Origin of the sequence: Inquilinus sp. 2KB_23 (assembly GCF_052115705.1) — a bacterium.
In the GTDB taxonomy this organism is placed as follows: domain Bacteria; phylum Pseudomonadota; class Alphaproteobacteria; order DSM-16000; family Inquilinaceae; genus Inquilinus; species Inquilinus ginsengisoli_A.
Map to the genome: position 1 here is coordinate 415891 of NZ_JBFRHF010000001.1, position 12696 is coordinate 428586.

Here is a 12696-nt window from a genome sequence, read left to right on the forward strand (position 1 = left end):
GCCCCGGGGCGGTCAGGCCCTCGGGGCGTGCTTGTTCAGGATGCGCTGCAGGGTGCGGCGGTGCATCTTCAGCCGGCGCGCCGTCTCCGACACGTTGCGGTCGCACTGCTCGAACACGCGCTGGATGTGCTCCCACCGCACGCGGTCGGCCGACATCGGGTTTTCCGGCGGCGGCGGCAGGCTCTCGCCCGGGTTCAGCAACGCCGCCTCGATCTGGTCGGCATCGGTGGGCTTGGCCAGGTAGTCGACCGCGCCGGCCTTCACCGCGGCCACCGCCGTGGCGATGTTGCCGTAGCCGGTCAGCATGATCACCCGGCTCTCCGGCCGCGCCTCATGCAGCACCGGCACGATGTCCAGGCCGTTGCCGTCGCCCAGCCGCAGGTCCAGCACCGCGAAGGCGGGGGCGACGCGGCGGGCCAGGTCGATGCCGGTGGCCAGGCCGTCGGCGGTCACCACCTCGAAGCCACGCTTCTCCATGGCACGGGCCAGACGGGTGCGGAAGGCGATGTCGTCGTCGACGATCAGCAGGCTCCTCGCCGCGTCGCGCGCCGGCAGGGGCGCCGGCTGCTCGGCGGTAAGGGTCGCGGGGGTGGTGGTCATGACCAAGTCCTCTCTTTCCTCTCAAATTTATGCCTCGGCCACGCAACTGCAATAACCGCGCCGCCTTGCGGGCCATTCGAGAAGGACAGGTGTGCCCCGCTGTGTTCGAGCAGCGTGGCGGCGATGAAGATGCCCAGGCCCATGTGGTCGCTGTCCTCGCCGCGGCCGGAAACATAGGGTTCGCCGAGGCGGCCGAGCAGGGCGGGCGGGAAGCCGGGCCCGTCGTCGACGATCTTCAGCACCACCGTCTTCGGCCCGTATTCGGCCGAGATTTCGACCCGGCTGCGGGCGAATTGCAGGGCGTTCTGGATCAAATTGCCCAGGCCGTGGATCAGCTCCGGCGTCCGCCGCAGCACCAGCGTCTGGCCCGGCGGGCCGTCGCCGGCGGTGACCGCCAGGCGGCGGTTCTCGGCGTGCAGGTAGGTCTCGGCCGCGGCCCCGGCCAGCGCCGGCAGGCTCATCAGCCGGAACGGGTCGCCGTCATCCGGCTCCGGCCGCCGCGCCAGCTCGGTCAGGATGTCCCGGCAGCGGCCGACCTCCTGCTCCAGCAGCGCCAGGTCCTCGGCCATCGGGCTGTCCGCCGGCGCGTCGCGCCGCATCTCGCGCGCGATCAGGGTGATGGTGCCCAGCGGCGTGCCCAGCTGGTGCGCCGCCGCGGCGGCGAGGCCGCCGAGCAGGGAGATCCGCTGCTCGCGCTCCAGCGCCATCTGGGTGGCGCCCAGCGCGTCCGACACCTGGCGGGCATCGGCCGCGACCTGCCAGACGTAATGGGCGATGAAGGTGATGGCGATCGCCATCGCGATCCAGATGGCCAGGTGATAGGGCGACGCGTTCGGCGCCATGCCGCCGGGCATCGGATAGTGCCAGAAGGCCAGCAGGCTGATGCCGCCCAGCGCCAGGCCGGTCAGCGTCGCGGTGCTGCGGTAGCTCAGCAGCGTGGCCGAGACCGTCAGCGGCGCCAGCATCAGCACCACGAAGGGGTTCATCAGCCCGCCGGTGAGGAACAAGAGCGCCACCAGCTGGGCCAGGTCGTAGCCGAGATACAGCGCGGCATCGCGCTCCATCAGCCGCAGCCGCCACTTGCCCTGGATGAAGGCGGCGGTGTTCAGCGCGACCGAGATCGCGACGATCGCCAGCGCCGGCCACAGCGGCAGGGTGTAGCCCAGGCCGTAATGCACCAGCAGCAGGCTGGCGGCCTGCCCGGCCACCGCGACCCAGCGGATCTTGATCAGGGTGATCTGGCTGATCCGCGCCTGCATCCGCCGCCCGGGCAGGGCGTCCGGCGCCTCCGGCAGCGGGCGGGTCACCGCCCCCTGGCCGTGATCCGCCGCCAGGCCCATCGGGGCCCCCTGGTCATTTTGCGGATGGCCGTCCATGCTCGCTCCATGCTCTCCGACGCCGCCATCATAGCCGACCGCCTGACCAAGCGCTTCAGTCCCGGTGCCGCGCCCGCGGTCGACGGGATTTCCTTCGCCGTGCCGCGCGGCGCCACCGTCGCCCTGCTGGGCGGCAACGGCGCCGGCAAGACCACCACGATCTCGATGCTGCTCGGCCTGCTGCTGCCCAGCGGCGGCAGCATCACCGTGCTGGGCCACGACATGGCACGGGACCGCTATTCCGTCCTGCCCCGGATGAACTTCTCCAGCCCCTATGTCGATCTGCCGCATCGGCTGACGGTGAAGGAGAACCTGGCGGTCTACGCCCGGCTGTACGGCGTGCGCGACCGCCGCGGCCGGATCGCGGAGCTGGCGGAGATGCTGGACCTGACCGGATTCATTGACCGGCCGTCCGGTAAATTGTCGGCCGGGCAGAAGACCCGGGTGGCGCTGGCCAAGGCGCTGGTCAACGCGCCCGAACTTCTGCTGCTGGACGAACCCACCGCGTCGCTCGACCCCGACACCGGCGACTGGGTGCGCGGCATGCTGGAGCGCTATCGGGCGGAGCGGGGGGCGACCATCCTGCTGGCCAGCCACAACATGGGCGAGGTCGAGCGGCTCTGCGATTCCGTCCTGATGATGCGCGAGGGCAGGATCGTCGACCAGGGATCGCCCGACGAGCTGATCGCCCGCTATGGCCGCAGCGACCTGGAGGAGGTGTTCCTGGACATCGCCCGCAGCGGCCGCGCACCGCTGGAGGCGGCGGCGCAATGAGCCTGACCGCTGCGTCCGCTCCTCAGCGCGGCTCGGCCGCGGGCCGCATCCTCGCGGTGATGCTGCGCCATCTCTACATCCTGCGCGGCTCGGTGCCGCGGCTGATCGAGCTGGCCTATTGGCCGACGGTGCAGATGGTGGTGTGGGGGCTGATCACCGAAAGCCTGGCGCCGACCATGAACTGGCAGGCCCAGGCGGCCGGGGTGCTGCTCTCGGCGGTGCTGCTGTGGGACCTCCTGTTCCGGGCCCAGCTCGGCATGTCGATCTCGTTCCTGGAGGAGATGTGGAGCCGCAACCTCGGCCATCTCTTCGTCAGTCCGCTGCGGCCCTGGGAATGGGCGGTGTCGCTGATGGCGATGAGCCTGATCCGCACCCTGGCCGGGGTGGTGCCGGCGGCGCTGCTGGCGATCCTCCTGTACCATTGGAACATCTTCAGCCTCGGCCTGCCGCTGCTGGCCTTCTTCGTCAATTTGATCGTCACCGGTTGGGCCATCGCCCTGGTGGTGCTGGCCCTGATTCTGCGCTACGGCATGGGGGCGGAAGGGCTGGCCTGGGCCATCGTCTTCGCCATCTCGCCGATCAGCGCGATCTACTATCCGGTGGCGGTGCTGCCCGGCTGGCTGCAATGGGTGGCGCTGGCGACGCCGCCGGCCCATGTGTTCGAGGGCATGCGCGGGCTGCTGCACGGCCAGGGCTTCGACGCCGGCCATTTCCTCGCAGCGGCCGGGCTGAACCTGCTGTGGCTTGCCATCGGCTGCGCCGCCTTCACCTACGGCTTCCACCGCGCCCGCGACCGCGGCTCGCTGCTGCAGCAGGGGGAATAGGGACGTTCCCTTGCTGCTGTAACCAGATTCCCTGGCCCGGACATCGCGCCGTAACCCGAAGACCCGATCGTCATCGATGCAAGACAGCCGCAAAGGCGGTCTTTCCGGCGAAGGAATGGTGGTCGATCTGCCATGGGCACTGACATCGAAGCGGCCGATCTCACCACCTTCGAGATCGCGCCCGACGGCTCCCGCATCCGCATCCGCGTCGTCGACATCGAGGGGCGGCCCGCCAGCCTCAGCCTGCCGGCGGATTGCGTGCCGAAGCTGGTCATGACCCTGCCCCGCATGGCCGGCCAGGCCCTTCGGGCGCGGCATCGGGATGACTCCCTGCGGATCGTCTACCCTGCCGATGGGCTGCGGCTAGAGCAGGGCGATGTGGCGGGGATCCTGATCCTCACCCTGACGACGCCCGATGGCTTCGAAGTGTCCTTCGGCGTCCGGGCCGGGGATCTCGCCCAGGTGCAGCAGGCGGCCGGGCCGCCGGATCCGGCGGCGGAGCGGCCACGCCTGCTGAAGCACTGAGGCGCCGGGGCCTGCTTCGGCCGTTCAGCGGGTCGCCCCGCCCGACAGCTGTGCCTCGACGAAGTCGGCGAAGGCGCGGGCCTTGGCGCTGGCCTGCCGCCCGCTGGGGAACACCGCCCACAGGTCGAGCGGCGGCAGCGACCAGTCCTGCATCACCGGCACCACGGCGCCGGAGGCCAGCTCCGGCGCGAACATCCATTCCGAGGCGATGGCCAGGCCCAGCCCGCCCAGCACCCCCTCGCGCACGCCCTCCGCCGCGTTGGCGCGAAGCCGGCCGCGCAAGGTGACGGAGCGTTCGACGCTGCCCCAGCGGAAGGTCCAGGCCGCGCCGGCCCCGGGCTGGTCGTGGATGACCGCCTGGTGCGCCGCCAGGTCGACCGGGGCCTGGGGCACGCCGGCCGCTTTGAAATAGGCGGGGGTGCCGATCACGCAGCGCCGGCACTGCCCGATCCGCCGCGCCGTCAGGGTGGAATCGTCCAGCCGGCCCATCCGCAGCGCCAAGTCCACCCCGGCCTCGATCATGTCGATCTGCCGGTCGTCGAGCACGACGTCGACATCGAGGGCCGGGTGCTCCGCCAGGAACAGTGACAGCCGCGGGATCACATGCAGCCGGGCGAAGGTCACGGCGCCGCAGACGCGCAGGCGGCCCGACAGCGTCGCGGCGGCGCCGCGCGCGGCGTGCTCAGCCTCGTCGGCCTCCTCGATCGCGCGCTTGGCGCGCTGGTAGAAGGTCCGGCCCGCGTCGGTCGGCGTCAGCCGGTGGGTCGAGCGCAGCAGCAGCCGCACGCCCAGCCGGTCCTCGAGCTGCGCGATGGTCTTGGACACGGCCGGCTGGCCGACGCACAGCTGCCGGGCCGCGCCCGAGAACGAGCCGGCGTCGACGACGCGGATGAAGGCTTCCATGGCGGCCAGTCGGTTCATCTTCATTCCTTCCAGGAATAAAGCATATCACCAGACGGGGGCTTCCACAGGCGACGGGGAATGAGCATCAAGCACCCCTACACGGAGGATCGTCATGACGCAGTCGGAACGGTTTGACGCCCTGGTCCTCGGCAGCGGACAGGGCGGCAAGTTGCTGGCCTGGCATCTCGCGCGCTCCGGCCAGCGCGTCGCGGTGGTCGAGCGGCGCTGGGTCGGCGGCTCCTGCCCCGCCGTGGCGTGCCTGCCCAGCAAGAACGAGATGTGGAGCGCGCGGGTGGCGCATCTGGCGCAGCATGCGGGGCAGTTCGGCACCATCACCGGCCCGGTCGCGACCGACATGGCCAAGGTCCGCCAGCGCAAGCGCGACATGGTCGAGCGCGAGATCGCCTTTCACCTGAACGCCTACAAGACCAGCGGCGCCGAGCTGATCATGGGGTCGGGGCGCCTGGTGGCGGCGAAGACGGTCGAGGTGCAGCTGAACGACGGCGGCACGCGCCTGCTGGCGGCCGACCGGGTGTTCCTCAACCTCGGCAGCCATGCGCTGATCCCCGCCGTGCCGGGGCTCGAGGCGGCAGGGCCGCTGACCCATATCGAGGCGCTGGAGCTCGACCGCCTGCCGGCGCATCTGGTCGTACTCGGCGGCGGCTATGTCGGCCTCGAAATGGCCCAGGCCTATCGCCGCTTCGGCAGCCAGGTGACGGTGATCGAATCCGGGCCGCAGCTGATGAGCCGCGAGGACCCCGACGTCGCCCAGGAGATGCACCGGATCCTCAGTGGCGAGGGCATCCGCTTCCTGGTGGGGGCCGAGGCGCTGGCCGTGCGCGGCCGGTCCGGCCAGGAGGTCGCGGTCACCGTGCGCACCGCCGCCGGGGAGGAGACCATCACCGGCAGCGACATCCTGGTCGCGGCGGGGCGGGTGCCCAACACCCCCGGGATCGGGCTGGAGGAGGCCGGCATCCGGCTCGACGGCCGCGGCTTCATCGCCGTCAACGACCGGCTGGAGACCAGCGCGGCCGGCGTCTGGGCGATGGGCGAATGCGCCGGCAGCCCGCAATTCACCCATGTCTCGGTCGACGACTTCCGGATCATCCGGGACAACCTCGCCGGCGGGCGGCGCAGCACCGGCGACCGGCTGGTGCCCTACTGCGTGTTCACCGACCCGCCGCTCGCCCGGGTCGGGCTGAACGAGCGCGAGGCCCAGCGCCAGGGCATCGCCACGCGCGTCGCCCGGCTGCCGATGGCCGCGGTGCTGCGCACCGAGGCGACCGACGAGACCGATGGCTTCATGAAGGTGCTGGTGGCCGGCGACGACGACCGCATCCTCGGCTTCACCGCCATCGGCTCCGAGGCCGGCGAGATCATGGCCGCGGTGCAGACGGCGATGCTGGCGGACCTGCCCTATCCCCGGCTGCGCGACGCCGTCATCGCCCATCTGACCATGGCGGAGGGCCTCGGCCCGCTGCTCGGCAACGTGCCGCCCCGGGCCGCCTGACCGCCCGCCGGGCTGGCGGCTCAAGCCTCGGAGATCACCCGCCGGGCCAGGGCCAGGTCGATGTTGCCGCCGGTCAGGATCAGCCCGACCCGCTTGCCGCGCATCCGCTCGCGCTCCTGCAGCAGCGCGGCCAGCGGCGCGGCGCCGGCGCCCTCGGCCAAGTTGTGGGTGTCGGTCCAATAGGCGCGCAGGGCGGCGGCGATCTCGTCGTCGGTCACCCGCACGATGCGCTCGGCACCGGCCCGGATGATGGCGAAGGCCTCGGGGTCGGGCACCCGGCAGGCCATGCCGTCGGCGAAGGTGTTGGCGGTCTCGGTCGTCACCACCCGCCCGGCCTCGAGCGACAGCGCCATCGCCGGCGCCTCGGTCGAGACCACGCCGACGATCCGGGTCTTCAGGCCCAACAGGTCGCGGGTGCGGATCAGGCCCGAGATCCCCGACCCCATGCCGATCGGCGCATAGACGGTGTCGAGATCGGCCACCGCCCGGAACAGCTCCAGCGCATAGGTGGCGGCGCCGCGCATCAGGTCGGGGTGGAAGGCCGGCGCCATCTCCAGCCCGCGCTCCCCGGCCAAATGCCTGGCGTGGCCGTAGGCCTCGTCGAAGTCGCGGCCATGCTCCACCAGCTCTGCCCCGAAGGCGCGCATGGCGGCGTTCTTCTCCACCGAATTGCCCTGCGGCACCACCACGGTGACGGCCAGGCCGGTGCCGCGGGCGGCGAAGGGCAGGCTCTGGCCGTGATTGCCGCGCGTTGCGGTGACGACGCCGCGGATGTCGGGCCGGCGGCGGCGCAGCGCGTCGATGAAGACCAGGCCGTTGCGCGCCTTGTAGGCGCCGATCGGGGTGTGGTTCTCGTGCTTGACCCAGACCTCGCAGCCGGTGCGGGCAGCCAGCAGCGGCCAGGCCAGCTGCGGGGTCGGCAGCATGGCCGTGTGCACCAGGCGGGCGGCGTCCTCGAGGGCGGTCAGGTCGAACATGGTCGGCGCTCCGGATTGAACTCAGGCCGGGTCGAACTCAGGATTGACGTCCAGCATCGGCTGCCGTGATTGTGTGGGTCAACGAAGACATTGTGTGGCAGACAAGAATGTGGAGCCCGAGCTTGGAGGGGCGCAGCCCGGTGCGTTACCTCGCCATCGTCGAGGCGATCGCCGACGCCATCGCCACCGGCAGCCTGCGGCCGGGCGAGCGGCTGCCGACCCATCGCGACCTGGCCTGGCACCTCAAGCTGAACGTCAGCACCGTGACCCAGGCCTATCGCGAGGCGGCGCGGCGCCACCTGGTGTCGGGCGAGGTCGGGCGCGGCACCTATGTCCTGGCCGCCAGCCGCGAGGCCGCGCTGTTCGGCCTGAAGGCCGGGGCTGGCGGCCGTCCCGATGTGATCGACCTGTCGACCAACGTGCCGGCGATCGACCCCGACGCCACCGACCTGGCGGCGGCGCTGGCCGCCATCGCCGCCGAGGGCCGGATCGACGCGGCGCTGGCCTATCACCCGCCGGCGCTGCTGCAGCGGGCGCGGGTCGCCGGCGCCACCTGGCTCGCCGCCCGCGGCCTGCATCTGCGCCCGGCCGATGTGGTGCCCTGCGCCGGGGCGCAGGCGGCGCTGGCGGCGGCGCTGCTGCAGCTGTGCCCGCCCGGCGCCCCGGTGCTGGTCGAGGACCTGGCCTTCCCCGGGCTGAAGGCGGCGGCGCGCTGGCTGCGCCTGCCGCTGCACGGCGTCGCCATGGATGGCGAGGGCATGCTGCCCGACGCGCTCGACCGCGCCGTCCGCGCCACCGGGGCCACGGTCGCGGTGCTGGTGCCGAATCTGCAGAACCCGACCGGGACGGTGATGGGGCCGGCGCGGCAGGCCGAGATCGCCGCGGTCGCCCGCCGGCACGGGCTGTGGCTGGTCGAGGACGATGTCTATGGCGCGTTGACCGACCGGCCGCCGCTGGTCGCGCTGCTGCCGGAGCGGGGCGTGCTGGTCACCAGCCTGTCCAAGAGCGTGGCGGCGGGGCTGCGCTTCGGCCTGATCGCCGGCGCCAGCGAGCCGGTGCACGCTTTGGCCGACCAGATCCACGCCACCAGCTGGCCGCTGGCGCCGCTGATGGGCGAGGTCGCCTGCCGCTGGATCGAGGACGGCACCGCCGCCCGGCGCCTGGCCTGGCAGCGGGCCGAGATCGCCGCCCGGCACGCCCAGGCCCGGCGGGCGCTACCCGGCTTCGTCGCGCCCGACGGCCCGCCCAGCCCGCATCTCTGGCTGCCGCTGGCCGACGGGGCGGGCGCGGCCGCGTCCTGCCTGGCGGCGGGGGTGGAGGTGGTGGCGTCCGACCTGTTCGCGGTGACGCGGGAGGCGCCGCAGGGGCTGCGAATCAGCCTCGCCGCCGCGGCCGGCCGGGCCGAGCTGGCCGAGGCGCTGACGCGGTTGCAGGGCGTCGTCGGCGTGGGGCTTTAGAACGGAAGCAAAGAGTCCATCAGCGAATCCCGCAGCGAGAACACCGTGCCGTCGTCGCGATAGGGGATCTGGCGGCCGGCGCTCAGGATCACGCCCTCGACGCTCCATTTCAGCTCGCCGCGGCGGCCGATGGTGGCCAGCTGGTCGACCAGGCCGAGGGCGGAGCCGCGCAGCGGCAGCGTCACCCGCCGCTCGCCCAGGGCCGGCAGCAGGAAGGGGCGGTCGCTGCGGCCGCTGCCGAACTCGCGCCCGTTCATCTCCACCGTGGCGGTCATGGCGTCGACCTGCAGCCCGGTGCCGGCCTGCTCCTCCAGCCCCAGCTCGATCTCCCAGCGCTGCTCGAACAGGGTGGCGTCCAGCGGTCGCAGGTCGACGATGCGGATCCGGGGCGGCGGCGGCCCGCCGAACGGCCCGGCGCAGGCGGCCAGCAGGCCGGCGGGCAGCAGGGCGAGCAAAGTGCGGCGGCGTGTGAAATGTCGGTCCATGTCCCGAGGCTCGGCTGCGACTGTGTCAGCGACATGGCACCGTCGGCCGGGTTCGGCTAGTCTCGTTCGATGTTCGTTCTCTAGGGGGAAGCAGCCATGGCATCGACGGACCGTCCGTCCAACATCACGCATTGGACCGAGATCGAGGGGCCGGACGACCGACATTACAAGGGCGACGACGAACTGATGGCCATCGGCGCGCCCTTCGCCCGGCATTTCGGGCTCGGGCGGCTGGGCATCCACCACGAGCGGCTGCTGCCGGGGCGCCGCACCTCCTACCCCCATGCCGAGAGCCTGGAGGAGGAGTTCGTCTATGTCATCGAGGGTACGCCCGATGTGTGGCTGGACGGGGTGCTGCACCGGCTGAAGCCGGGCGACGCCGTCGGCTTCCCGGCCGGCACCGGCCAGAGCCACAGCTTCCTCAACAACACCGACGCGGAGGTGCGGCTGCTCGTGGTCGGCGAGACCCCGAAGGCCGAGAACCGCATCGTCTATCCGCGCAACCCGGAGCGGAAGCCGATGCGCGACGACTGGTGGGATGACGTGCCGCAGCGCCCGCTGGGCGACCATGACGGCCTGACCGACAAGGTCCGCGCCTGGCGGGCCGGCAAGAAATAGACGGCCGGTCCGCGTCCGCCGGGTTCGCGCCCGCGAACTCGGCGGATCCGGATTGATTGCGGCAGTGTTACTGCTGCAACGTGAATGTCCCGCCTCGACATCGAATTGGAACCGAGTCCGCTTAGCATCTCACCCCCATCCGGAGGTCAGATCAGCGAAGCGAGGTTGCTGTGCCGAAAGCCGTCACGAACGAGCCGATGCATCACATCTTGGTGTTGAGCAACGACTTGAGGGAAGGGGTAGAAAATTTTGTTTCTACCAAAAGCCTGGAGCGGAAAAGATATCAAAAAATCACGGCGGCTGGCATACCAAAAATAAAAGAAGGTGATGTTCTCTATATTTCAGCTCACGGTTATAATTCAAAGGACGAGAAGAGCGCAGCAAACGAAATACAGACCAGCCGTTTAGGGGATATGAAGCCAGATCAGTTTCATGAATTTCTGGTAAAAAGCAAATTGCCTAACGTCTTGATGAAACTGAAGATTTTTGCCTGCTTCAGCGCCGGCCTGACGCTGGCCGATGGTGACACCATCAACGTCAATCAAAGTTTTGCCGGCCAGGTCGCCAGCCTGCTGCATAAGACCCACGACAAGGTCACGGTCTATGGCTACCTCGACGAGTTGAAACTCGGCGCCGTCGTGAACGGCCACAAGTCGGGCGGTACGCGGCTCAACGACCCGACCAAAGCAGGGTTCCGGGCCAAGGACAGGCGCTACGAATTTGCCCTGGATGGCACGATCGTCGGGCCGTCAGGTCCGATGAAGCTGAAGGAACAGCGCTGGCAGTGAACTGCCGGTGATCCCGTCCCGCGCCGCGGCCCGGCCCTAGTCCGGCAGCCCCGCGCGGCGCAGGGCGTCGAGGTAGCGCTCCATCACCTCGGGCTGCTTCCACGGCACGCCGGCGCGGGTGTTGGCGATTGTGGCGCCGGGCGCCACCGCCAGCAGCCCGGCCAGTGCTGCCTTGGCCTTGTCGGCCTGGCCCAGCGCCGACAGGCTGGCCGCCAGCAGCCGGTGGGCCACCGGGAAGGCCGGGTACAGGTGGATCGCCTGGCGCGCCCATTCCGCCGCGCCGTCGTCATCGCCCGCGGCGAAGGCGGCGAGGCCGAGGAAGGCGTGGACCCAGTGGTTGGCCGGGTCGCGCGGACTCAGCCGCAGCGCGGTCTGCAGCGTATGCCGGGCCGTCTCGCTGTCGCCCGCCAGGGCGTAGTAGCCGCCGCCCAGCATATGGGCGAAGGCCAGGTTGGGGTTCAGCGCCAGCGCCGTCTCCAGCCGCCGCTGCGATTCGTCGAAGCGGCGCAGGAACAGGGCGACCATGCCCAGCACGGTCTGGGCCTCGGCGTCGCGTGGGTCCAGGTCGACCGCTTGGCGCGCCATCGCATCGGCGTCGCCCAGCGACCGGGCGGGGTCGGCGCTGCGCCCGAACAGCACGTCCCACACGTCGCACATGGCGTGCACCACCCGGGCCCGGGCGATGCCGGGATCCAGCGCGATGGCCTGGGCGGCGAAGGTGCGGGCCTGGGCGCCGTCCGCCGCGGTCAGGCGCCAGGCGTGCCAGCCGGCGCGCATCACGCAGTCCCAGGCGTCCATGCTGGCGGGGTCCTGCCGCCGGGCGCGCTGCATCTCGGCGCCGATCAGCTCCGGCGCCACCACGCCGACGATGCTGTCGGTGATCTCGTCCTGCACCGCGAACAGGTCGTGGATCTCGCGGTCGTAGCGCTCGGCCCAGACATGGGCGCCGGTGGCGGCGTCGATCAGCTGGCCGGTGATGCGCACCCGGCTGCCGCCCTTGCGCACGCTGCCCTCCAGCACGTAGCGGACGCCCAGCTCGGCGGCCACCTGCTTCACATCGACCGGCCGGCCCTTGTAGGTGAAGGACGAGTTGCGGGCGATGACCAAGAAGCCGTTGTGCTTCGACAGGCCGGTGATGATGTCCTCGGCGATGCCGTCGGCGAAGTACTCCTGGTCGCGGTCGGCGCTCATGTCCTGGAACGGCAGCACCGCGATCGACGGCTTGGCGGCGGCCGCGGCGCCGCCGGATGCGCCGCTTCCGGCATCGTCCGCCGCCTCCAGCCGGACGCGGTACACCCGCACCGGTTTGCGGATGTTCTTCAGCTGCTGCTGGCCGAGGTCGTCGAAGGCGAGGTCGAGCTTGCCGATGACCTGGTCGAACACGCTGGCGGTGATCGAGATGCCGCCGGGCTCGGCCATGCCCTCCAGCCGGGCGGCGATGTTGACGCCGTCGCCCAGGATGTCGTCGCCGTCGATCACGATGTCGCCGAGATTGATGCCGGCGCGGTACTGGATGCGGCGCTCGGCGGGCAGCCCGGCCTCGGCCTCCAGGACCGCGCGCTGGATCCGCACGGCGCTGTCCAGCGCGTCGACCACGCTGCCGAACTCGACCAGCAGCCCGTCGCCGGTGGTCTTGACGATGCGGCCGCCATAGGCTTGCAGCACCGGGTCGATCAGGTCGCGGCGATGGGCCCTCTGGCGGGCGATGGTGCCGGCCTCGTCGGCCCCGACATGGCGGGAATAGCCGACCATGTCGATCGCCAGGATGGCGACCAGCCTGCGGGTCACGCGGTCGCTGCTCAAGAGAGGCCCCCGCCTGGTTCGCGCTGCCGGCAGCTTACCGGCCCCGGCGCGCCTGA

At 71.1% G+C, this 12696-nt stretch carries 13 protein-coding genes; 7 read left to right on the top strand and 6 right to left on the bottom strand.

Translation table 11 applies throughout. The annotated features are described in order from the left end of the window. Positions 1–12: 12 nt before the first annotated feature. Both AB4112_RS01800 and AB4112_RS01805 read right to left on the bottom strand, forming a co-directional pair. Complete coding sequence (locus AB4112_RS01800; RefSeq protein WP_309800422.1) at positions 13–600, bottom strand: ActR/PrrA/RegA family redox response regulator transcription factor; 588 nt, start codon at positions 598–600, stop codon at positions 13–15. Then, on the bottom strand, positions 597–1976 hold the full coding sequence (locus AB4112_RS01805; RefSeq protein ID WP_441716810.1) for an ActS/PrrB/RegB family redox-sensitive histidine kinase: 1380 nt from the start codon (positions 1974–1976) through the stop codon (positions 597–599). Before AB4112_RS01805 ends, AB4112_RS01800 begins: the two co-directional genes overlap by 4 nt. A gap of 9 nt (positions 1977–1985) precedes the next feature. On the opposite strand from AB4112_RS01805, the gene AB4112_RS01810 reads away from it, so the two are divergent. The 3 genes from AB4112_RS01810 (at position 1986) to AB4112_RS01820 (ending at position 4099) form a co-directional block, all read left to right on the top strand. Then, a complete protein-coding gene (locus AB4112_RS01810) occupies positions 1986–2750 on the top strand; it encodes an ABC transporter ATP-binding protein (RefSeq protein WP_441716812.1) in 765 nt (254 codons plus the stop codon). Beyond that, complete coding sequence (locus tag AB4112_RS01815; RefSeq protein WP_441716814.1) at positions 2747–3574, top strand: ABC transporter permease; 828 nt, start codon at positions 2747–2749, stop codon at positions 3572–3574. Before AB4112_RS01810 ends, AB4112_RS01815 begins: the two co-directional genes overlap by 4 nt. Before the next feature lie 132 nt (positions 3575–3706). Beyond that, a complete protein-coding gene (locus AB4112_RS01820) occupies positions 3707–4099 on the top strand; it encodes a hypothetical protein (RefSeq protein ID WP_309800429.1) in 393 nt (130 codons plus the stop codon). A gap of 24 nt (positions 4100–4123) precedes the next feature. On the opposite strand, the gene AB4112_RS01825 is transcribed toward AB4112_RS01820, so the two are convergent. After that, on the bottom strand, positions 4124–5020 hold the full coding sequence (locus AB4112_RS01825; protein ID WP_441716816.1) for a LysR family transcriptional regulator: 897 nt from the start codon (positions 5018–5020) through the stop codon (positions 4124–4126). 94 nt (positions 5021–5114) lie between these two features. On the opposite strand from AB4112_RS01825, the gene AB4112_RS01830 reads away from it, so the two are divergent. After that, the gene (locus tag AB4112_RS01830) at positions 5115–6512 is read left to right on the top strand and encodes a mercuric reductase (RefSeq protein WP_441716818.1); all 1398 of its coding nucleotides are present in this window, start codon (positions 5115–5117) and stop codon (positions 6510–6512) included. 20 nt (positions 6513–6532) lie between these two features. Here AB4112_RS01830 and AB4112_RS01835 read toward each other — a convergent pair whose 3' ends face one another. Beyond that, on the bottom strand, positions 6533–7489 hold the full coding sequence (locus AB4112_RS01835) for a threonine dehydratase (protein ID WP_441716820.1): 957 nt from the start codon (positions 7487–7489) through the stop codon (positions 6533–6535). A 122-nt stretch (positions 7490–7611) separates the two neighbouring features. Between AB4112_RS01835 and AB4112_RS01840 the strand changes: the two genes are divergently transcribed. Then, the gene (locus tag AB4112_RS01840; RefSeq protein WP_441716821.1) at positions 7612–8946 is read left to right on the top strand and encodes an aminotransferase-like domain-containing protein; all 1335 of its coding nucleotides are present in this window, start codon (positions 7612–7614) and stop codon (positions 8944–8946) included. On the opposite strand, the gene AB4112_RS01845 is transcribed toward AB4112_RS01840, so the two are convergent. After that, positions 8943–9431, bottom strand: a complete 489-nt coding sequence (locus tag AB4112_RS01845) for an LEA type 2 family protein (RefSeq protein WP_441716823.1) — start codon at positions 9429–9431, stop codon at positions 8943–8945. The genes AB4112_RS01840 and AB4112_RS01845 overlap by 4 nt on opposite strands. Positions 9432–9527: 96 nt before the next feature. Here AB4112_RS01845 and AB4112_RS01850 point away from each other — a divergent pair, with 96 nt between their 5' ends. Both AB4112_RS01850 and AB4112_RS01855 read left to right on the top strand, forming a co-directional pair. Then, positions 9528–10049 carry a cupin domain-containing protein gene (locus tag AB4112_RS01850; protein ID WP_441716825.1) on the top strand — a complete coding sequence of 174 codons (522 nt, stop codon included), beginning with the start codon at positions 9528–9530 and terminating at the stop codon, positions 10047–10049. A gap of 170 nt (positions 10050–10219) precedes the next feature. Further along, positions 10220–10837, top strand: a complete 618-nt coding sequence (locus AB4112_RS01855) for a hypothetical protein (protein ID WP_309800443.1) — start codon at positions 10220–10222, stop codon at positions 10835–10837. A 36-nt stretch (positions 10838–10873) separates the two neighbouring features. Here the strand turns inward: AB4112_RS01855 and AB4112_RS01860 are convergent, their stop codons facing one another. Then, entirely contained in the window at positions 10874–12640 is a 1767-nt protein-coding gene (locus AB4112_RS01860; protein WP_441716827.1) for a tetratricopeptide repeat protein, read from the bottom strand. Positions 12641–12696 lie beyond the last annotated feature (56 nt).

Excerpts from the sequence above, each read along its gene's own strand:
- AB4112_RS01800 (WP_309800422.1), bottom strand. The coding sequence starts at position 600 with ATGACCACCACCCCCGCGACCCTTACCGCCGAGCAGCCGGCGCCCCTG.
- AB4112_RS01805 (WP_441716810.1), bottom strand. The coding sequence starts at position 1,976 with ATGGACGGCCATCCGCAAAATGACCAGGGGGCCCCGATGGGCCTGGCG.
- AB4112_RS01810 (WP_441716812.1), top strand. The coding sequence starts at position 1,986 with ATGCTCTCCGACGCCGCCATCATAGCCGACCGCCTGACCAAGCGCTTC.
- AB4112_RS01815 (WP_441716814.1), top strand. The coding sequence starts at position 2,747 with ATGAGCCTGACCGCTGCGTCCGCTCCTCAGCGCGGCTCGGCCGCGGGC.
- AB4112_RS01820 (WP_309800429.1), top strand. The coding sequence starts at position 3,707 with ATGGGCACTGACATCGAAGCGGCCGATCTCACCACCTTCGAGATCGCG.
- AB4112_RS01825 (WP_441716816.1), bottom strand. The coding sequence starts at position 5,020 with ATGAACCGACTGGCCGCCATGGAAGCCTTCATCCGCGTCGTCGACGCC.
- AB4112_RS01830 (WP_441716818.1), top strand. The coding sequence starts at position 5,115 with ATGACGCAGTCGGAACGGTTTGACGCCCTGGTCCTCGGCAGCGGACAG.
- AB4112_RS01835 (WP_441716820.1), bottom strand. The coding sequence starts at position 7,489 with ATGTTCGACCTGACCGCCCTCGAGGACGCCGCCCGCCTGGTGCACACG.
- AB4112_RS01845 (WP_441716823.1), bottom strand. The coding sequence starts at position 9,431 with ATGGACCGACATTTCACACGCCGCCGCACTTTGCTCGCCCTGCTGCCC.
- AB4112_RS01850 (WP_441716825.1), top strand. The coding sequence starts at position 9,528 with ATGGCATCGACGGACCGTCCGTCCAACATCACGCATTGGACCGAGATC.